This is a genomic window from Kitasatospora sp. NA04385 (assembly GCF_013364235.1).
Classification (GTDB): domain Bacteria; phylum Actinomycetota; class Actinomycetes; order Streptomycetales; family Streptomycetaceae; genus Kitasatospora.
This window is the reverse complement of record NZ_CP054919.1, coordinates 5,687,501-5,707,788: the sequence shown is the minus strand read 5'-3', so window position 1 is coordinate 5,707,788 and position 20,288 is coordinate 5,687,501. Positions and strand designations below refer to the sequence as shown.

Annotated in this window: 10 protein-coding genes and 2 rRNA genes (1 of these 12 cut by a window edge); 4 read left to right on the top strand and 8 right to left on the bottom strand. The window is 73.3% G+C overall.

The annotated features are described in order from the left end of the window. The first annotated feature begins 274 nt into the window (after positions 1 to 274). Complete coding sequence (locus HUT16_RS25355) at positions 275 to 1,813, top strand: bifunctional 3'-5' exonuclease/DNA polymerase (RefSeq protein WP_254897981.1); 1,539 nt, start codon at positions 275 to 277, stop codon at positions 1,811 to 1,813. Here the strand turns inward: HUT16_RS25355 and HUT16_RS25350 are convergent. Continuing rightward, positions 1,795 to 3,021 (bottom strand): PP2C family protein-serine/threonine phosphatase, encoded by a 1,227-nt coding sequence (locus HUT16_RS25350; protein ID WP_176190360.1) that lies wholly within the window; start codon positions 3,019 to 3,021, stop codon positions 1,795 to 1,797. The two genes, HUT16_RS25355 and HUT16_RS25350, sit on opposite strands and share 19 nt — an antisense overlap. Before the next feature lie 126 nt (positions 3,022 to 3,147). Between HUT16_RS25350 and HUT16_RS25345 the strand changes: the two genes are divergently transcribed. From HUT16_RS25345 to HUT16_RS25335, 3 genes are all read left to right on the top strand, one after another. Next, positions 3,148 to 4,098 carry a PrsW family glutamic-type intramembrane protease gene (locus tag HUT16_RS25345; RefSeq protein WP_176190359.1) on the top strand — a complete coding sequence of 317 codons (951 nt, stop codon included), beginning with the start codon at positions 3,148 to 3,150 and terminating at the stop codon, positions 4,096 to 4,098. A gap of 208 nt (positions 4,099 to 4,306) precedes the next feature. Then, positions 4,307 to 4,525 (top strand): heavy-metal-associated domain-containing protein, encoded by a 219-nt coding sequence (locus HUT16_RS25340; RefSeq protein ID WP_176190358.1) that lies wholly within the window; start codon positions 4,307 to 4,309, stop codon positions 4,523 to 4,525. Positions 4,526 to 4,614: 89 nt separating this feature from the next. Beyond that, positions 4,615 to 6,864 carry a cation-translocating P-type ATPase gene (locus HUT16_RS25335; RefSeq protein WP_176190357.1) on the top strand — a complete coding sequence of 750 codons (2,250 nt, stop codon included), beginning with the start codon at positions 4,615 to 4,617 and terminating at the stop codon, positions 6,862 to 6,864. A 12-nt stretch (positions 6,865 to 6,876) separates the two neighbouring features. Here the strand turns inward: HUT16_RS25335 and HUT16_RS25330 are convergent, their stop codons facing one another. The 7 genes from HUT16_RS25330 to HUT16_RS25300 form a co-directional block, all read right to left on the bottom strand. Next, positions 6,877 to 7,596: an SDR family NAD(P)-dependent oxidoreductase gene (locus HUT16_RS25330; protein ID WP_176190356.1), complete on the bottom strand. Its 720-nt coding sequence runs from the start codon at positions 7,594 to 7,596 to the stop codon at positions 6,877 to 6,879. A 463-nt stretch (positions 7,597 to 8,059) separates the two neighbouring features. Beyond that, the gene (locus HUT16_RS25325; protein WP_176190355.1) at positions 8,060 to 9,349 is read right to left on the bottom strand and encodes a citrate synthase; all 1,290 of its coding nucleotides are present in this window, start codon (positions 9,347 to 9,349) and stop codon (positions 8,060 to 8,062) included. A 233-nt stretch (positions 9,350 to 9,582) separates the two neighbouring features. After that, positions 9,583 to 11,781 (bottom strand): ATP-dependent RecD-like DNA helicase, encoded by a 2,199-nt coding sequence (locus HUT16_RS25320; protein ID WP_176190354.1) that lies wholly within the window; start codon positions 11,779 to 11,781, stop codon positions 9,583 to 9,585. A 157-nt stretch (positions 11,782 to 11,938) separates the two neighbouring features. Beyond that, the gene (locus HUT16_RS25315; protein ID WP_176190353.1) at positions 11,939 to 14,893 is read right to left on the bottom strand and encodes a hypothetical protein; all 2,955 of its coding nucleotides are present in this window, start codon (positions 14,891 to 14,893) and stop codon (positions 11,939 to 11,941) included. Then, a complete protein-coding gene (locus HUT16_RS25310; protein WP_176190352.1) occupies positions 14,890 to 18,084 on the bottom strand; it encodes an FtsX-like permease family protein in 3,195 nt (1,064 codons plus the stop codon). Before HUT16_RS25310 ends, HUT16_RS25315 begins: the two co-directional genes overlap by 4 nt. 366 nt (positions 18,085 to 18,450) lie before the next feature. Next, a 5S ribosomal RNA gene (gene rrf / locus HUT16_RS25305) occupies positions 18,451 to 18,567 on the bottom strand. Positions 18,568 to 18,655: 88 nt separating this feature from the next. After that, positions 18,656 to 20,288 (bottom strand): 23S ribosomal RNA (locus tag HUT16_RS25300) (it continues 1,473 nt past the right edge of the window).

Here is a 20,288-nt window from a genome sequence, read left to right as displayed (position 1 = left end):
CCGTCACCTCCGGGCCTCCCCCGCGTCGCGGCGCGTGCTGTCACCGCCACCGGCTACCGTCGACAGGTCCTGCCCGCCGGCCCGGGGCACGTCCCGGAGCACGCGTTCGAGAGGAGTCGCCGCCCGTGCGCTACGCCCTGGTGCCCGACCCGCACGGCCCCGGCGGCCGCCTGCAGCCGCTCGGCGAGGACGGCGCGCCGCTGGGCCCGCCCGAGCCCGCGCCGCGGCTGGCCGAGGCGGTGGCCGCGGTGGAGGCCGCGCACGCCCGCGCTGGGTGTGGCCGACGGCCGACACCGCGTACGGCCCGCTGCTGGCCGCGCTGCCCGAGCGGCTGGCGCGCTGCCACGACCTGCGGCTGACGGAGGCGCTGCTGCTGGGCCTGGAGGGCCGGTTCGGGGCGCCGCGCTCGCTGGGCGCGGCCTGGTCGCGGCTGCGCGGGCTGCCGGTGCCGGCGGACCTGCCGGAGGGCGCGCTGCCCGACGAGGACGGCCTGTTCGCCCCGGACCGGCTCCAGCTGCCGCCGGGGACGGACCAGCTGGCGGCCACCGTGGCGGTGCACGCCGAGCAGCTGCGGCGGCTCGCGGCGATCGCCGACCCGGCGGCCCGCTCCCGGCTGCGGCTGCTGGTGGCGGCCGAGTCGGCGGGCGCGCTGCTGGCCTGCGAGATGGCGCACGACGGGCTGCCCTGGCGCTCCGACGTGCACGACGCGCTGCTGACCGAGCTGCTGGGCCCGCGCCCGGCGGTCCCGGGCACGCCGCCGGCGAAGCTGGCCGAACTGGCCCTGGAGGTGCAGCGGGAGCTGGGCGCCCGCCCGTTCAACCTGGACTCGCACACCCAGGTGATCAAGGCGTTCGCGGACCGCGGCGTCCAGCTGTCCTCGACCCGCTCCTGGGAGCTGAAGTCGGTGGACCACCCGGCGGCGGCCCTGATGGTCCGCTACAAGGAGCTGTCCCGGCTGCACGCGGCGCACGGCTGGGCCTGGCAGGCGGCCTGGGCGCGCGGCGGCCGGTTCCGCCCGGAGTACGTGGTGGGCGGCGTGGTGACGGGCCGCTGGGCCTCGCGCGGCGGCGGCGCGCTGCAGATCCCGCGCACCATGCGCCGCGCGGTGCTGGCCGACCCGGGCTGGCTGCTGGTGGTCGCGGACGCGGCGCAGCTGGAGCCGCGGGTGCTGGCCGCCCTCTCGGGCGACGCGGGCCTGGCCCGGACGGCGGCCGGCGGCGACCTGTACGCGGCGCTCGCCGCGAGCGCCTTCCAGGGCGACCGGGAGAAGGCGAAGCTGGGCCTGCTGGGCGCGATGTACGGCCAGACCGGCGGCGGCATCGGCCCGCTGCTGAACACGCTGCACCGGCGCTACCCGGCGGCGATGGGGTACGTGGAGGCGGCGGCCCGCACCGGGGAGGACGGCGGGGTGGTCTCCTCCCGGCTGGGCCGGGTCTGCCCGCCGCCCTCGGCGGACTGGCTGGACCTGACGGAGGCCCCGGAGTCCGGCGAGGCGGGCGGCCGCTCGGCCCGCGCCCGGGGCCGCTTCACCCGCAACTTCGTGATCCAGGGCAGCGGCGCGGACTGGGCGCTGGCCCTGCTCGCCGCGCTGCGCCGCCGGCTGACCGCGCTGCGCTCCGGCGAGGACCGGCCGCACCTGGTGTTCTTCCAGCACGACGAGGTGGTGGTGCACACCCCGGCCGACCTGGCGGACGCGGTGGCCGCCGCCGTCGCCGGGGCCGCCGAGGAGGCCACCGCCCTGGTCTTCGGCGACACCCCGGTCCGCTTCCCGCTGACCACCGCCGTGGTCGACTGCTACGGCGACGCCAAGTGAGGGCCCGGTGAGGGCCCGGTGCGGCCCTGGCTCTGCGCGTCCGGCCCGGGCCGGGTGACGAGGAGCAGCAGCGCGTCGTCGCCGAGTTCGCCGCCGGTGTGCGCCCGCAGGTCCGCGTACAGGCGGGCGACGGCGGCGTCGAGGTCGGCCAGCGAGCGCCAGCCGTCGCGCACCAGCGGCCCGGCGCGCTCGGCCAGCGGGTAGAACTCGCCGCCGCGGGCGCCCCTGGCCTCGACCACGCCGTCGGTGCACAGCACCAGGACGTCCCGCGGGCCGAACGGCACGGCGGTGGGGCTGGGCCGGCCGGCGACCAGGTGGCCGAGGCCGAGCGGCACCCAGGGGTCGGCGAACTCGACCGCCTCGACCGTCCCGTCGGCGTGCACCCGCAGCGGCGGGACGTGGCCCAGGTGCAGCAGGTCGACGCTGCCGGGTTCGCGGAAGGCGGCGAACACCGCGGTGGTGAACTCCCCGTCGGGCACGTGCCGGTGCATGCTGGCCTCGATCCGCCCGGCCACCGCGGGCAGCTGCTCCTCGTCGTACGCGGCCTCCCGGAACGCGCCGAGCACCACGGCGGCGGTCTGCACCGCCCCGAGCCCCTTGCCGCGGACGTCGCCGACCAGCACCCGGGTGCCGTACGGGGTGTCGAGGACGGAGTACAGGTCGCCGCCGATCCGGGCGGCGTCCGCGGCGGAGACGTACCGCACGGCCAGCCGCAGCGGTCCGACCACCGGTTCGGGCTGGCGCAGCAGGGCGCGCTGGGCGGCCTCCGCGACCGAGCTGACGGCCGCGAAGGCCGAGGCTCGTCGCATCCGCAGCTCGGCGATGCCCGCGCTGAGCGCGGTGACCGCGACGTAGCTGACCATCGCGCCGTACAGGAAGCGGTTGTCGGCGAGGTTGTCGACCTGGTCGTAGCGGCTGAGGCCGAGCAGCGCCAGCAGGCCGAGGAAGCAGACCGCGAGCAGTTCGCGCGGCCGCAGGGTGAGCGCGGCGACCGAGGGGACGACGACCATCAGCGGGGCGAGGTAGCGGTCCTGCCCGGAGAGGTAGTCGGCGACCGAGACGATCGCGATGGCGACCAGGGCGGGCGCGGCGCGCCGCAGCAGGGAGAGGTCCTGCAGGTCGGCCGCCCGCAGGGCGTTGCGCTGCCGGCTGGGCGGCAGCGCGTCGGTCCGGTCGACCGACCCGCCGTCCGCGCGTCGAAGGTGCACCTTCCGAACATATCGGACCCGGGGGCACCCTGCTCCGTCCGGGCGAAACCGGGACAATCCGGGCCGATGATCCCAAATCGTCATACCGTACGTTCACCACTGCTCGCGGCGACGAAAGGCTCCCGGATGTCCGGTTACGGCACGACACCCCCGAGTTACGGCAACCCGAGCGGCCGCCCGAACGTGCCCCCGCCCCGCCGGGGCACCGCCGAGCCGACCCGCTACTGGCTGCGGATCCTGCTGATCGGCCTGGCCCTGTGGGTGGCCGGCGTGGCGGTCACCTTCACCACCGCCAACAGCAACCTGGTGCCGACCGTCGTCCTGCTCGGCAGCTTCCTGGTCCCGGCCGTCTTCACCGTCTGGGCGTACGAGCGGTTCGCCTCCGACGTCGGCCCGGGCCGGATCATGGCCTGCTTCGGCATCGGCGGGATCATCGGCGTGCTGGGCGCCTCGGTGCTGGAGACGTACCTGATCTCGCCCTCGGTGTGGATGTACCTCGGGGTCGGCCTGATCGAGGAGGCGGTCAAGCTCTTCGCGCTGGTGCTGGTGGCCCGCGGCATCCCGGTGCGCGGCCTGCGGCACGGCCTGGTGCTGGGCGCCGCGGTCGGCGCGGGCTTCGCCGCCTTCGAGAGCGCCGGCTACGCGTTCAACGCGGTGCTGACCGTCCACGGCCTGTCGCTGGAGAACCTGGTGGAGACCGAGGTGCTGCGCGGCCTGCTCGCCCCGGTCGGCCACATCCTGTGGACCGGCGTCCTCGGCGGCGTGCTGTTCCGCGAGCGGCGCGGCCCGCACTTCCGCTTCACCGCCCCGGTCCTGCTCACCTACCTGGGCGTCTCGCTGCTGCACGCGCTGTGGGACGGCATGAACGGCATCGCGGTCTGGCTGGTGGTCCGCACCACCACCACCGACCTGCAGCGGGAGCTGTTCGCCAACGGCTACCTGCCGCACCCCACTCAGCGGCAGGTGCACCTGTACACGCTGTACGACGTCCTCGGGCTGGTCGTCGTCGCGCTGCTCGGCCTGCTGTGGCTGCGCCTGCTGGTGCGCCGCGAGGAGCGGGCGCCCGCCGGGGCCTGACCGTTCGGATGACGCACGGCGGGCGGCCCGGCGCGGTGCCGCCCGCCGTCGCCGCGCCCGGCCCGGCGCGGACTACCCTCGGGGGCGGGCCGCGGGCCGCGCGCACCGGAACGTGCCACCCCCTGGACGGAATACCCCCAGGGGGTACTGTGGTCATCGTCAGCACCGCACGCGGCACAGCGGCACGAACGCGCTCCCGGAGGTCCCCATGCCCAGCACCGTCACCTACACCGTCAGCGGAATGAGCTGCGGCCACTGCGAGAAGGCGATCAACGGCGAGGTCTCCGCGCTGCCCGGCGTCACCGCGGTCGCCGCCGACGCCTCGACCGGCACCGTCACCGTCACCGCCGAACCCGCCCCCAGCGACGAGCAGGTCGCCGCCGCCGTGGACGAGGCCGGCTACGAACTGGTCGGCCGGGCCTCCTGACCCGCCCGCGGGGGCGGCCCGCGCCGCCCCCGCGCCCGCGCCCCCACTCCTGCACCGAGCGAACCCAGCGAAGCGAAGCGGACCAGCTGATGAGCACCACCACCGACCCCGCGGCCGCCCCGCGCGACCGCGTCGAGCTGTCCATCGGCGGCATGACCTGCGCGTCCTGCGCTGCCCGGATCGAGAAGAAGCTCAACCGGATCGACGGCGTCGAGGCCAGCGTCAACTACGCGACCGAGAAGGCCCGGGTGGACTTCGGCCCCGGCACCAGCGTCGCCGACCTGATCGCCACCGTCGAGGCCACCGGCTACACCGCCGCGCTCCCGCCGCCGCCCGCCGCGCCCGAGCCCCCGGCCGAACCCGCCCGGGAGCCGGACCCCCTGCGCGAACGGCTGCTGGTCAGCGCCGTGCTCAGCCTCCCCGTCGTGCTGCTCTCGATGGTCCCGGCCCTGCAGTTCGACGACTGGCAGTGGCTGGCGTTCGCCCTCACCGGCCCGGTCGTGGTGTACGGCGGCCTGCCGTTCCACCGGGCCGCCTGGACCAACGCCCGGCACGGCGCGGCCACCATGGACACCCTGGTCTCGCTCGGCACCCTGGCCGCGTTCGGCTGGTCGGTGTGGGCGCTGTTCCTCGGCGACGCCGGGATGCCCGGGATGCGGCACTCCTTCACGCTCACCGTCGGCGGCGCCGACGCCTCCTCCGCGCTCTACCTGGAGACCGCGGCCGCCGTCACCACCCTGATCCTGCTCGGCCGCTGGCTGGAGGCCCGTTCCAAGCGCCGGGCCGGCGCCGCGCTGAAGGCCCTGCTGGAGCTCGGTGCCAAGGACGTCGCCGTGCTGCGCGACGGCCGGGAGGTCCGCGTGCCGGTGGCGCAGCTCGCCGTCGGGGACCGGTTCGTGGTGCGCCCGGGTGAGAAGGTGGCCACCGACGGGAGGGTGGTGGAGGGCAGTTCGGCGGTGGACGCCTCGATGCTGACCGGCGAGTCGGTGCCGGTCGAGGTGGCCGTCGGGGACGCCGTCACCGGCGCGACCGTCAACGCGGGCGGCCGGCTGGTCGTCGAGGCCACCCGGATCGGCTCCGACACCCAACTCGCCCGGATGGCCAAGCTGGTGGAGGACGCCCAGAACGGCAAGGCCGCCGCCCAACGCCTCGCCGACCGGATCTCCGCCGTCTTCGTGCCAATCGTGATCCTGATCGCCCTCGGCACCCTGGTCGGCTGGCTGCTGGCCACCGACAACCCCGCCGAGGCGTTCACCGCGGCGGTCGCGGTGCTGATCATCGCCTGCCCGTGCGCCCTCGGCCTGGCCACCCCCACCGCCCTGCTCGTCGGCACCGGACGCGGCGCCCAACTCGGCATCCTCATCAAAGGCCCCGAAGTCCTGGAGAACACCCGCCGGATCGACACCGTCCTCCTCGACAAAACCGGCACCGTCACCACCGGCCGCATGACCCTCCTCGCCATCCACACCACCGACAACACCACCGAGGACCAAGCCCTACGCCTGGCCGGCGCCCTCGAACACGCCTCCGAACACCCCATCGCCCAAGCCATCGCCACCGCCGCCCGAGAACGCCTCGGCACCCTCCCCCCCGTCCAGAACTTCACCAACACCCCCGGCCACGGCGTCCACGGCACCATCGACGGCCACACCGTGGTCGCCGGACGCGAAACACTCCTCACCACCCCCCTGCCCGCAGACCTCGCCACCGCGAAAACCGCCGCCGAACACGCCGGACACACCGCCATCACCATCGGCTGGGACAACACCGCCCACGCCGTCCTGGAAATCGCCGACGCCGTCAAACCCACCAGCGCCCAAGCCGTCACCGACCTGCGCGCCCTCGGCCTGCACCCCCTCCTGCTCACCGGCGACAACCACACCACCGCCCAATCCGTCGCCGCCCAGATCGGCATCCCCGCCCACGACGTCATCGCCGACGTCCTCCCCCAGGACAAACTCACCACCGTCCGACGCCTCCAAACCGAAGGCCACACCGTCGCCATGATCGGCGACGGCATCAACGACGCCGCCGCCCTCGCCCAGGCCGACCTCGGCCTCGCCCTCGGCACCGGCACCGACGCCGCCATCCAAGCCGCCGACCTCACCCTCGTACGCGGCGACCTGCGCACCGCCGCCGACGCCATCCGCCTCTCCCGCCGCACCCTCACCACCATCAAAGGCAACCTCTTCTGGGCCTTCGCCTACAACCTCGCCGCCCTCCCCCTCGCCGCCACCGGACTCCTCAACCCCATGATCGCCGGCGCCGCCATGGCCTTCTCCTCCGTCTTCGTCGTCACCAACAGCCTGCGACTGCGCACCTTCCGACCGGCCGGGTAGGACGCGCCAGCGTCAGCGTCCGAGCAGTTCCCCGCCGTTGCAGTGCAGGATCTCCCCGGTGATGAACCCCGCCTCCGCCGAGGCGAGGAAGTACACGGCGGCCGCGACCTCGCCCGACTCGCCGATCCGCCCGAGCAGCGTCCGCGCCGAGCGCCGCGCCACCTCGGCGTCGTCCAGCCGCGGCCCGAAGAACTCGGTGCCCGCGACCGTCCCCGGGGCGACGATGTTGGCGGTGATCCCGGACGGGCCGAGCTGGGCGGCCAGGAAGTGGTTCCAGGCGTGCAGGGAGGCCTTCGCGGCCCCGTAGGAGCCCGCGCCGCGCAGCGCGGCGATGGAGGAGACGGTGACCACCCGGCCGGAGCCGGGGGTGAAGCGGTCGCGGACGGACTCGGTGAGCAGCACCGCGGTCAGCACGTTGCGCTCGAAGTCGCCGCGCCAGCGGGCCAGCACCGCGTGCGGTCCGGCGCCGAGCACGGTCTCCCGGCTGCCGGCGTTGTTGACCAGGACGTCGATCCGGGCGGGCAGCGCGTCCAGCGCGGCCTCCACCGCGTCCGGGTCGGCGAGGTCGCACACCAGCGGGGTGACGTTCGGGCCGAGTTCCTGCGCGGCCTGGTCGAGGACGCCGGGGCGGCGGCCGACGATCACCACGCGCTCGCCGGCCGCGGCGAAGCGCCGGGCCACCTCCAGGCCGATGCCGGTGCCCCCACCGGTGACTACGACGTTCCTGGCCATTGCGCACTCCTCCCTGACCGTTCGCCGCGCCGCGCATCGCAGGCGGTCCGTACCGGATTGCCACGATTCCTATCACGCTGGGTTGCGACGGCTGCGGGGTGGGTGACGCCGCGCCCCGGCCGTGCGGTGTGATATGTGTTCGGCCGTACGGGTGCGCGGACGCACACGGAGAGTGGAGAGAGGCAACTCACACCCCCCTGGCGTAACTCTGCGCCCCCTGGTACGTCTTACCTTTTGTAGAGCGGGGCTCCGGCGGGCCCCGGACGGGCTGTCGATTCGTCGACCGCCCTCGCGCACGGCACCGGGCCGGCCCCGGGCCCCCAGGGGACGCTTTGAGCGGCCGTTCCCGACCGGGGCCGTCCCCGGCGCCGTGCGCCCCAATGCGGCACGCACGAAGGGGCCCGGCCCCGCCCCCTGTACGGGAGGGCGGGGCCGGGCCCCTTCGGCGTTCGCGGCCGACGGCTCAGCGGGCGTCGAGCGGCACGTAGTCGCGGATCTCCACGCCGGTGTAGATCTGCCGCGGGCGGCCGATCCGGCTGGTCGGGTCCTTGATCATCTCGTGCCAGTGGGCGATCCAGCCGGGGAGCCGGCCGAGCGCGAACAGCACGGTGAACATGCTGGTCGGGAAGCCCATCGCGCGGTAGATCAGACCCGTGTAGAAGTCCACGTTCGGGTAGAGCTTGCGCGAGACGAAGAAGTCGTCCTTGAGCGCGTGCTCCTCCAGCTTGAGGGCGATGTCCAGCAGCGCGTCGGACTTGCCGAGCTGGGCCAGCACCTCGTGGGCGAGCACCTTGACCTGCGCGGCGCGCGGGTCGAACGCCTTGTAGACGCGGTGGCCGAAGCCCATCAGCTTGACGCCGTCCTCGCGGTTCTTCACCTTGCGGATGAACGCGTCGACGTCGCCGCCGTCCTTCTGGATCTGCTCCAGCATCTCCAGCACGGCCTGGTTGGCGCCGCCGTGCAGCGGGCCCCACAGCGCCGAGATGCCCGCCGAGATCGAGGCGAACAGGTTGGCGTGCGAGGAGCCGACCAGGCGCACCGTCGAGGTGGAGCAGTTCTGCTCGTGGTCCGCGTGCAGGATGAGCAGCTTGTCCAGGGCGTTGACCACGACCGGGTTGAGCTCGTAGTCCTCGGCCGGGACGGCGAAGGTCATCCGCAGGAAGTTCTCGACGTAGCCGAGGTCGTTGCGCGGGTAGACGAAGGGCTGGCCCATCGCCTTCTTGTACGCGTACGCCGCGATGGTCGGCAGCTTCGCCAGCAGCCGGACGGTCGACAGGTTGCGCTGCGCCTCGTCGAACGGGTTGTGGCTCTCCGGGTAGAACGTGGAGAGCGCGCCGACCACCGAGGAGAGCATCGCCATCGGGTGCGCGTCCCGGGGGAAGCCCTGGTAGAAGCGCTTGACGTCCTCGTGCAGCAGGGTGTGCTGGGTGATCTCGTTGCTGAACGCGGAGAGCTGGCCCTCGTTCGGCAGCTCACCGTTGATCAGCAGGTAAGCGGTCTCGATGAAGTTGGCCTCCGAGGCCAACTGCTCGATCGGGTAGCCGCGGTAGCGCAGGATTCCGGCGTCACCGTCAATGAAGGTGATCGCGGACTTGTTGGCGGCGGTGTTGCCGAAACCGTTGTCCAGGGTGACCAGGCCGGTCTGCGGGAGCAGCTTCGAGATGTCGAAGCCGGCGTTGCCCGCAGTGCTCTCGACGACGGGGTACTCGTACTCGCCGTCCTGGTACCGCAGTACTACCGATTTGTCGCTCACGTCTTCCTCACCGACGAAATTGATCCTCATCCGACTGCCCTGACTGTCTCAACGATCCCCCACCCGAAGGACGGCCGCGCACCCGGGGGTGACCCCGGGAAGGACCGGGGCCTACAAACTCCGCTGCCGCCACCGGTGTGAACCGGACAAGATCGGCGGCGGCACCGGACCAGGTTCCGCCCTAAATCTCTTCACGTCAAGACAACCTCTGAACGTACCGTACCGCCTCGAACTCAGCCCGCAGCCAATCTGTGGTCCAGCGCGGAGTGCCGCCGCTCGGTGCTCACCGTCCGCACCGCCTGCCCGATGGCCTTGCGCGACCCGACCAGTACCACCAGCTTCCGGGCCCGTGTCACGGCGGTGTACAACAGGTTCCGCTGGAGCATGTTCCACGCCGACGTGGTGACGGGAATCACCACCGCCGGGTACTCGCTGCCCTGCGAGCGGTGGATCGTCACCGCGTACGCGTGGGCCAGCTCGTCCAGCTCGTCGAAGTCGTACGGCACCTCCTCGTCCTCGTCGGTCTTCACCGTCAGTCGCTGGTCGTCCACGCTCAGTGCCGTCACGACGCCCACTGTGCCGTTGAAGACGCCGCTGCGCCCCTTGTCGTAGTTGTTGCGGATCTGGGTGACCTTGTCGCCGACCCGGAACGTCCGCCCGCCGAACCGGCGTTCGGGCAGGCCCTCGCGGGCCGGGGTGACGGCCGACTGGAGCAGCGTGTTCAGCGCGCCCGCCCCCGCCGGGCCGCGGTGCGTCGGCGTCAGCACCTGGACGTCCCGGCGCGGGTCGAGGCCGAAGCGCTGCGGGATGCGCCGGGCCACCACGTCCACCGTCAGGCCGGCCGCGCGCTCGGTGTCCTCCTCGACGAACAGGAAGAAGTCCGGCAGGCCCTCGGTCCGCAGCGGCAGGCCCTCGTTGATCCGGTGCGCGTTGACCACCACGCCGGACTGCTGGGCCTGCCGGAAGATCCTGGTCAACCGCACCGAGGGGACGGGGCTGCCGGGCGCCAGCATGTCCCGCAGCACCTTGCCCGCGCCCACCGAGGGCAGCTGGTCGACGTCCCCCACGAACAGCAGGTGGGCACCCGGCGCGACCGCCTTGACCAGCTTGTTCGCCAGGATCAGGTCCAGCATCGAGGCCTCGTCGACCACCACCAGGTCCGCGTCCAGCGGCCGGTCCCGGTCGTACGCGGCGTCCCCGCCCGGCTTCAGCTCCAGCAGCCGGTGCACCGTGGAGGCCTCCGCACCGGTCAGCTCCGCCAGCCGCTTGGCCGCCCGCCCGGTCGGCGCCGCCAGCACCACCTTCGCCCGCTTCGCCAGCGCCAGCTGCACGATCGACTTCACCGTGAACGACTTGCCGCAGCCCGGGCCGCCGGTCAGCACCGCGACCTTCTCGGTCAGCGCCAGGCGCACCGACTGCTCCTGCTCCGGCGCCAGCTCGGCCCCCGTCCGCTGCGCCAGCCAGCCCAGCGCGGCCGGCCAGTCCACGTCCCGGAACCACGGCATCCGGTCCTCCGGGGTGCGCAGCAGCCGCAGCAGCTGGCCCGCCACCGAGACCTCCGCCCGGTGGAACGGCACCAGGTACACCGCGCGGACCTCCTCCCCCTCCGGGCCCGGCAGCCGTTCGCGCACCACGCCCTCCGCCGCGACCAGCTCCGCCAGGCAGTCGATCACCAGGCCGACGTCCACCTGCAGCAGCTTCACGCCGTCCGCGATCAGCCGCTCCTCGGGCAGGTAGCAGTTCCCGTTGTCGGTGGACTGCGACAGCGCGTACTGCAGGCCCGCCTTCACCCGCTCCGGCGAGTCGTGCGGGATGCCCACCGCCTGCGCGATCCGGTCCGCCGTCAGGAAGCCGATGCCCCACACGTCCGACGCCAGGCGGTACGGCTGGTTCTTCACCACCCCGATCGAGCCGTCGCCGTACTGCTTGTAGATCCGCACCGCCAGCGAGGTCGACACCTGCACGCCCTGGAGGAAGACCATCACCTCCTTGATGGACTTCTGCTCCTCCCACGCCTTCGCGATCATCTTCGTCCGCTTCGGGCCCAGGCCCGGCACCTCGACCAGCCGCCCCGGCTCGTTCTCGATCACCTCCAGGGTCTCCACCCCGAAGCGCTCCACGATCCGCTCGGCGAACCGCGGCCCGATGCCCTTGATCAGCCCCGAGCCCAGGTACCGCTGGATGCCCTGCACGGTGGCCGGCAGCACCGTCGTGTAGTTCTCCACCGTGAACTGCCGCCCGTACTGCGGGTGCGAACCCCACCGCCCGAACAGCCGCAGGCTCTCCCCCACCTGCGCGCCCAGCAGCGCCCCCACCACCGTCAGCAGGTCGTTCGCCCCGCGCCCGGTGTCCACCCGGGCGACCGTGTAACCCGTCTCCTCGTTGGCGTACGTGATCCGCTCCAGGACCCCCTCCACCTGAGCCAGTTGCACCGGAACACCTCACCCGCGATCAGGGACACGCCACCGCGAAAGGTACTCCGCCCGACCGACACACCCGCCACCGCCGCGGGTGCGCGCGACGGGGCCGCGCGCCGAAGCGCACGACCCCGTCGCACCGTCGCACCCGTCGCACCCCGGGGAGCGCCCGCTACTGCGCGCCCTCCCCCAGCCGGAGGACGCGCGGGACGCGCCCGCGCCCCGCCACCCCCTCCAGCGCGGCCGCGCACGGGATCAGCACCAGCAGGCCGAGCGCCGCCACCGCGATGCCCGCCCAGTCCGGCGCGAACGCCGGCGCACCGGGCCCCCGGGTGAAGACCCGCAGCTCCAGCGCCGGGCCCAGCAGCCAGGGCAGCGCCAGCCCGAGCAGCGTGCCGCCGACCACCGCCGCGACCACCACCGGCAGCAGCTGGACGAGTCGGACACCCGCCGCGGCCCGCCCGCCGAGCCCCAGCGTCCGCAGGTACGCCAGCATCCGGCCGCGCTCCACCGAGCCGAGCAGCAGCTCCAGCACCACCGCGACCAGCCCGAGCAGCAGGCCCAGCGCCGCCGACGCCCGGAACGCCGTCTCCAGCGCGGCCACCAGCCCGTCCCCCTCGGCGTCCCGCAACTGCCCGTCCAGGTAACGGATCTCCACCGGCGCGCCGCGGCTGATCGCCCCGCCGGCCGCACCGCCGCCGCCCGCGCCCGCGGTCGCGTCCGAAGCCGCGACCACCGACTTCAGCCGGTCCGCGTCGATCCGGGCCGCACCCGCCGCCGATCCGGGCCGGCCCGGATCGGCGAACAGCACGGCCGCGCTGCGCTGCCCGCTCTGCTTGGGCAGCCGCTCCGCCCCCGGACCGCCGAACACCAGCAGCCCGCCGGCCGTGCCGACGTCGCCCACCACCGGCCCGATCGCCCGGTCCGCGGCCGAACCGTCCGGGAGCACCCCGACGATCCGGGCCCGGAACTTCGCCGTCCCGGCGTCCACGTCGAACGAGCCGTCCGGGAACCGCTCCGCCGTCGCCCGGTCGGCCAGCGCCGGGAGCTCCGCCCCCTGCCCCAGCGGCTCGGCCAGCTCCGGGGCGGCCAGCGCCGCGGCCAGCGGCGAACCCGGCTCGTAGCGGGCCAGCCCCGCCGGGTCGACCCCGACCAGGCCGACACCCCGCACCCGCGTGCCGTCCTCGTCGGAGGTCAGCACGGCCTGCCCGCCGCGCACCGGGAGCACCCCGGCCACCCCCGGCACCCCCGCCAACTCCTCGACCGGCAGCGCGCGTTGCGCCGGGCCCAGGACCACCGCGTCGCCGCCGGTCCGCCAGTGCGCGGCCTCCACCCGGCCCTCCCGGACGGTGCCCGACACCAGCGCGCCGAACACCGCGCAGGCCAGCGCGGGCACCAGCACCAGCAGCGCCGTCGCCGCCGCGCCCGAACGCCGCCCGGCCTGCGCCAGCCCGACCAGCGCCACGGTGCCGCGCCCGCGCCGCGCCCACCGCGTCACCAGCCGCAGCGGCACCGGGTACACCCGCAGCACCACGACCACCGCCGCCAGGCCCAACACCACCGGCACCAACGCCAGTTGGGGGTCCGTCTCGGACCCCGCCGGGGCCGCGCCGCGCAGCCGCAGCTGCAGCACGCCGACCACCGCCAGCACCAGCACCGCCCCCTCCGCGACCAGCCGCGCGGACAGGCCCAGCGCCCGCTTCAGGCCCCGCCGGCGCACCGGCGCCCGACCCGCCCGGCGCACCGCCCGGCCCTCCCACCACACCGCCACCGCCGGCGCGCACGCCACCAGCGCCGCCGCCAGCAGGGCCGGCCACCACGGGCCCAGCGGACGCCCGTCGGCCCACCGGACGGACACCGCCCAGCCCGCCGACAGGCCCGCCACGGCCGCCGGGACGGCCTCCAGCAGCCGAACGGCGGCCAGTGCGGGCTCACCCGCACCGCGGGCCCGCTGCAGCGCCAGCGCCGCCTCCCTGCGCCGCGCGCCCAGCCGGGCCGCGGCCACCGCCGTGGACACCCCGACCGCCAGCAGACCCGCCAGCGCGAACGACTGGAGCGCCACCGTCCGGGCCCGCTGCACCGCGAACCCGTCCATCAGCACCGACAGCTGCTGGTTCAGGTGCGGCGGCCGCATGGTCCGCGCCCCGGCGTGGCAGGGGAACACGTCCGAGACCACCCCGCCGCACGCCGCCGTGGCCATCACTTCCCCGAACCCCCTTGCGCCGCGCGACAGTTCCGCCGCTCCGGCGGCCGTGCCCGCGGTGCCCCAGGGCTGCTCCGCGGTCCAGAACGCCCAGGTCGCGTCCAGCGACTGCGACCCGCGCGCCTCCATCGCCTCCAGCCCCGCCGCCGACACCATCGCCTGCCCGTACCTGATGTAGACGCTCGGCTGGTCCTGCGAGTCCATCGGCGAGTTCAGCAGCGGCAGTTCGCGCCACAGGTCGTCCGACCCGTCCAGCGGCTCGAACTCGCCGACCACCACCGCGTCGGTGCCGCCGGTCCGCCCGGCGAAGTGCACCCGCTGGCCGACCTTCAGCCCGAACTTCTCCAACGACGCCGCGGACAGGCCCAGTTCGACCGGCGCCGCCGCCGGGTCCGCCGGCAGCCCCGGCGCCCGGCCCGCCACCCAGCGCACCCGGTCCGCCGCGTCCTGCGCGTACACCAGCGACACCATCCCCGGGTTGCCGTGCGGCCGGGGCACGCCGTCGCCCGACAGCTCCATGCCCGCGGACTGCGCCCAGCCCGACACCCGGACCAGGGACCGCGCCAGCTCCCCCGAGGAACTCTGCCGCATCTCCTCGCCGACCACCGTCAGGTCCTTGTCCAGGGTGCCGAACTGCGGCACCGCCAGCCCGCCCTTCTCGTTCACCGGCGGGTTCACCGACGAACTCGCCCGCAGCAGCGGCCCCGCCGCCTGCGCCGCGGCCAGCCGGCGCGCCACCTCCCGCGTCGCCAGCCGGTCGAACACCGGCGGCCACAGCAGCGTCGCGACCGTCAGCACCGCCGACAGCACCGCCAGCACCGCCAGCACCGGCCGGCCCGTCCGAACCTCCCGCACCGCCGGCCGCCAGCCGCCGAACCCGCCCGGCCGCAGCCGGCCGGACCGCCTTCCGTCCCGCCCGATCATCCGTTCTCCCCCGCCCGCAGCTCACGCGCCAGATCGACCCGCGCCAACATCCTCGACAGCACCAGCACCACCGAACCGACCCCCAGGCCGGTCGCCAGCACCACCCCGGCCGTCCAACCCCAGCCCACCGTCAGCTCCAGGGACGGGAACACCGCCCGGCCGCCGTTGTCGACCACGATCAACGGCAGCACCACGGCCGCCAGCACCACCCCCAGCACACCGCCCAGCAGCACCGCGAACCCGACCACCACCGACTGCTCCAGCCGCAGCACCCCGGCCAACTGCCGGCGCCGCACGCCCAGCGCCCGCAGCACCGCGAACTCCCGCCGCCTGGAACGCGCCGACCCCACCGCGTGCACGGTGAAACCGGCCACCGCGAACACCGGCGACAGCGCCAGCGACAGCACCAGCGCACTGCGCCGCCCGGCCCGGAACGGGTCCTCGGCCAACGCCGCCGCCCGCGCCCGCGCACTGTCCGCCCGGCCCAGCCGGGGATCGGCCGCGATCGCCCGCTCCGCCGCCACCACGCCGCCACCCGACGCCGCCGCCAGCAGCCACGCCTCGTCCGCCGCCGGCTCCAGCCCGAGCGCCGACCGGGCCGAGGACAGCGCCCGCAGGTCCACCAACGCCTGTGGCACGTCCCGGCCCTGACCACCCGGCAGGTCCTCCAGCACCCCGACGACCAGCAGCCCGAACCGGTCCGCCTCCCCGGACACCAACCGGGTCTCCCGGCCCACCTGGCACCCGGTCGCCCGCAGGAACGCCGCGTTCACCAGCGCCGGCACCACGTCCCGATGCTGCGCCCCGGACACCGGCAGCAGCGCGAACGACACCGTGTCGTCGCCCGTGCTCAGCGCGAACGACTCCGCCTGCTCCGGCGGCACCCCGATGCTCGGATCGGCACCGCGCACCGACGCCGTCAGCAGCCCGCCGTCCGGCCGGGACGACCCGCACACCCCCGCCCGCAGCACCCGCTCCGCCGGCCCCTCGTCCGAACGCCCCGGACACCCCAGGCCCGTCGCCGCGCCGCCCGTCCCCCGGGTGACGTCCTTCCACCGCGTCCCCTCCGGCAGCGAAGCGCCCCGGACACCCGACACCGTGAACGTCAGCAGCGCCCGGGCGAACCCCTTCACCGGCGTGCTCCGCAGCGACAACCGGGTCACCTGCACCGGATAGTGCACCCCCGGGGCCAGCGGCAGCGCCACCGCCCGGGACACCCCGTCCGGCGTCAACCGCTGCCGGACGGTCGTCACCAGCCCGCTCGCGTCCTCCACCTCGGCCACCAGCCACACCGGGCCGGTCCGCTCCACCGGGTCCTGCGACGCCACCGAGACCTGCACCTCCACCGACGCCGGCCGCCCCGCGACCGCCATCCCGTGCACCGGGACGTCCGCCCCCAGCCGGTCCAACTGCCCGGCCAGCGAACCCCGTTCCAGATCCGACCGGAGCGCGGGCACCGCGTGCACCGACGCCCCCGGCGCCATCCGCTCCGGCGTCACCACCCCCCGCACCGCCGCCGTGTCCAACCCGAACACCGTCACCGGCGCCCCGCGCACCTCACCCGACGCCGACACCAGCGGCGTCACCGCCGCCACCCCCGGCAGCCCCGCCAGCGCCCCGTACCGCTGCTCCGGCGGGAGCTCCCCGCCCGTCACCCGCAGGTCCGCACCCACCTCGAACGCGGCCCGGTCCCGGTCGTTCGGCGCCTCCCCCGCGATCACCGTGGTGGTCAACGCCCCCACCGCCAGCGCCAGCGCCATCAACAGCACCGGAGCGCCCTGGCCCGCACGCCCCCGGCTCACCTGCCAACCGCTCAACGGAGCCACCAGACCCCGCCCGCGCCGGGCCAGCGACTCCAACGCCCGCCCCAGCGGCGGCAGCAGCCGCAACAGCAGCAGCGCCGCCGCCACCGTCATCACCACCGGAGCCGCCACCAGCACCGGATCGAACCCTACCGAGGTCGACGCCGGACTCAACAGCCCCTGGTACTGCCGCAGTTGCAGGTACGCCAGCACCGCCACCGCAGCCAGCACCAGGTCCGCCCCGGCCCGCTGCGCCACCACCCGACGCGCGCTGCGCGATGGCGTCTCCCGTTCGCCACCATCAGCCGTCCACGCCACCGGCAGCAGCGCCGCACACCCGTGCAGCACCAGCGCCGTACCCGCCACGGCCCACGCCGCCGGACCGACCGCCTCCGCGGCCGCACCCTCCACCGGCAGCCCCAGCCGCTCCAGCACCCGCAGCAGCGGCCCCGCCACCCACACGCCCAGCAGCGCCGCCGGCACCGTGCACAGCGCCCACTCCGCCGCCGCGGCCCGCAGCAACCGGGCCCGGCCCGCGCCGCGCGCCAACTGCAGCAGCAGCTCCGCCCGCCGGAAATCCGCCAGTTGACGGGCCGTCAGCACCATCGTCACCGCCGACAGCACACCCAGCATCGTCACCGGCACCAGCATCCCGGACCGCGCCACCATCATCGGCGACCGCAACCCGTCCAGGGCCGCCGGAATGTCGCTGTTCGCCCGCAGCGCCGCCAGCGCCGGCTCCGACCCGCGGAACACCGACCTGCTCGCGTCCCCCTGCGTCAGCCGCTCCACCCGGCTCCGCAGCGTCGCCAGCGCGTCGATCCGCAACCGGTCGGCGTCCGGCACCGCCGTCCACTGCGCGTCCGTCTCATCCCGCAGCACCGGCGACGTCCGCAGCAGGTCCCGCGAGACCAGCGCCAGCCCCGCGGACGACTTCAGCGCGGACGAGGCCGTCCAGGCCTGCCAGAACGCCTGCGCGTCGGCCGCCTCCCGGTACACCCCGCTCACCGTCACCGACAGCCCCCCGACACCCTTCGCCAGCGGCACCGTCGCCCCGACCGACACCCCCATCCGGCGCGCCGCCTGCTCCGACAGCACCACCTGCGACGCGTCCTGCGCCCAGGCGCCCTGCACCAGCTCCGCGAAGCGCTGCGGCTCCGCCACCGCCAGCGGCGTCAGCGCCAACCCGCCGTCCGCCGCACCCGCCGGCGACACCACCGTCATCGGGACCGACGCGTGCAGCACCTCCTCGATCCGCGCCGACGCCCCCGGCAACGCCCGGTGCAACGCCGCCCGCACCTGGGCGTCCGCCCTGTCGTCCGCCCCCTCCTCGTACCGCCCCATCACCGAGACCGACAGCCTCGGATCCCCCTCCAGTCGGTGCCGCATCCCCTGCGTCACCGCACTCCCGGTCAATGCCGTCAACGCGGTCAACACCGCCACGGCCAACAACACCGTCACCGCCGCGGCCCCCAGCACGACCCCGTGCTGCCCGGCCCTGCGAACACCGACGGGTGATCCCCGCCCGTTGACTCCCATGTCCCCCGAAGTCCTTCCGTCATCATCCGATGGTCTGGACCAATCTTGATGACCGGCAGTCTGCCGCCAAGACCCCGCCCAAACAACCGCCTGACGATCACGGACCGGACTCGTTCACCCACCACACCTCGGGCCTCGGTTTTCCTCCCCGGAAACGCCCCCGGAAACGCGAGAAAGCCCCCCGACGCGAAGTCGGGGGGCTTTCTCCCAATGATTGTTCGGCGGCGTCCTACTCTCCCACAGGGTCCCCCCTGCAGTACCATCGGCGCTGTGAGGCTTAGCTTCCGGGTTCGGAATGTAACCGGGCGTTTCCCTCACGCTATGACCACCGAAACACGGTGAAACTTTTCGCCGCCCACCCGCCCGCCGGAGCGGGGGTGGGGGTCGTTGTTTCAGAACAACACAGTGGACGCGAGCAACTGAGGACAAGCCCTCGGCCTATTAGTACCGGTCAACTCCACCCCTCACAGGGCTTCCATATCCGGCCTATCAACCCAGTCGTCTACTGGGAGCCTTACCCTCTCAAGGAGGTGGGAGTGCTCATCTCGAAGCAGGCTTCCCGCTTAGATGCTTTCAGCGGTTATCCCTCCCGAACGTAGCCAACCAGCCATGCCCTTGGCAGGACAACTGGCACACCAGAGGTTCGTCCGTCCCGGTCCTCTCGTACTAGGGACAGCCCTTCTCAACACTCCTACGCGCACAGCGGATAGGGACCGAACTGTCTCACGACGTTCTAAACCCAGCTCGCGTACCGCTTTAATGGGCGAACAGCCCAACCCTTGGGACCTACTCCAGCCCCAGGATGCGACGAGCCGACATCGAGGTGCCAAACCATCCCGTCGATATGGACTCTTGGGGAAGATCAGCCTGTTATCCCCGGGGTACCTTTTATCCGTTGAGCGACGGCGCTTCCACAAGCCACCGCCGGATCACTAGTCCCTACTTTCGTACCTGCTCGACCCGTCAGTCTCACAGTCAAGCTCCCTTGTGCACTTACACTCAACACCTGATTGCCAACCAGGCTGAGGGAACCTTTGGGCGCCTCCGTTACCCTTTAGGAGGCAACCGCCCCAGTTAAACTACCCACCAGACACTGTCCCTGATCCGGATCACGGACCCAGGTTAGACATCCAGCACGACCAGAGTGGTATTTCAACGTCGACTCCACCCGAACTGGCGTCCGGGTCTCACAGTCTCCCACCTATCCTACACAAGCCGAACCGAACACCAATATCAAGCTATAGTAAAGGTCCCGGGGTCTTTCCGTCCTGCTGCGCGAAACGAGCATCTTTACTCGTAATGCAATTTCACCGGGCCTGTGGTTGAGACAGTCGAGAAGTCGTTACGCCATTCGTGCAGGTCGGAACTTACCCGACAAGGAATTTCGCTACCTTAGGATGGTTATAGTTACCACCGCCGTTTACTGGCGCTTAAGTTCTCAGCTTCGCCCGACCGAAGTCGGACTAACCGGTCCCCTTAACGTTCCAGCACCGGGCAGGCGTCAGTCCGTATACATCGCCTTACGGCTTCGCACGGACCTGTGTTTTTAGTAAACAGTCGCTTCTCGCTGGTCTCTGCGGCCACCACCAGCTCGGGGAGAAAATCCCGTCACCAGCAATGGCCCCCCTTCTCCCGAAGTTACGGGGGCATTTTGCCGAGTTCCTTAACCACAGTTCACCCGAACGCCTCGGTATTCTCTACCTGACCACCTGAGTCGGTTTGGGGTACGGGCCGCCATGAAACTCGCTAGAGGCTTTTCTCGACAGCATAGGATCATCCACTTCACCACAATCGGCTCGGCATCAGGTCTCAGACTATGTGCTGCGCGGATTTGCCTACGCAACGTCCTACACCCTTACCCCGGGACTACCACCGCCCGGGCTGGACTACCTTCCTGCGTCACCCCATCGCTCACCTACTACAGGCTCGGACCGGCGGCTCCACCACGTCCCATCGTCCGAAGACTCCGGGCCGGCTTCACGGCCTTAGCATCACCTGGTTCGACGTTGGCGCTTCAAAGCGGGTACGGGAATATCAACCCGTTGTCCATCGAC

Bases quoted from the DNA above. Each gene is read 5' to 3' on its own strand.
- HUT16_RS25310 (WP_176190352.1), bottom strand. From the start codon at position 18,084: ATGCGGCACCGACTGGAGGGGGATCCGAGGCTGTCGGTCTCGGTGATG.
- HUT16_RS25345 (WP_176190359.1), top strand. From the start codon at position 3,148: ATGTCCGGTTACGGCACGACACCCCCGAGTTACGGCAACCCGAGCGGC.
- HUT16_RS25340 (WP_176190358.1), top strand. From the start codon at position 4,307: ATGCCCAGCACCGTCACCTACACCGTCAGCGGAATGAGCTGCGGCCAC.
- HUT16_RS25335 (WP_176190357.1), top strand. From the start codon at position 4,615: ATGAGCACCACCACCGACCCCGCGGCCGCCCCGCGCGACCGCGTCGAG.
- HUT16_RS25315 (WP_176190353.1), bottom strand. From the start codon at position 14,893: ATGATCGGGCGGGACGGAAGGCGGTCCGGCCGGCTGCGGCCGGGCGGG.
- HUT16_RS25330 (WP_176190356.1), bottom strand. From the start codon at position 7,596: ATGGCCAGGAACGTCGTAGTCACCGGTGGGGGCACCGGCATCGGCCTG.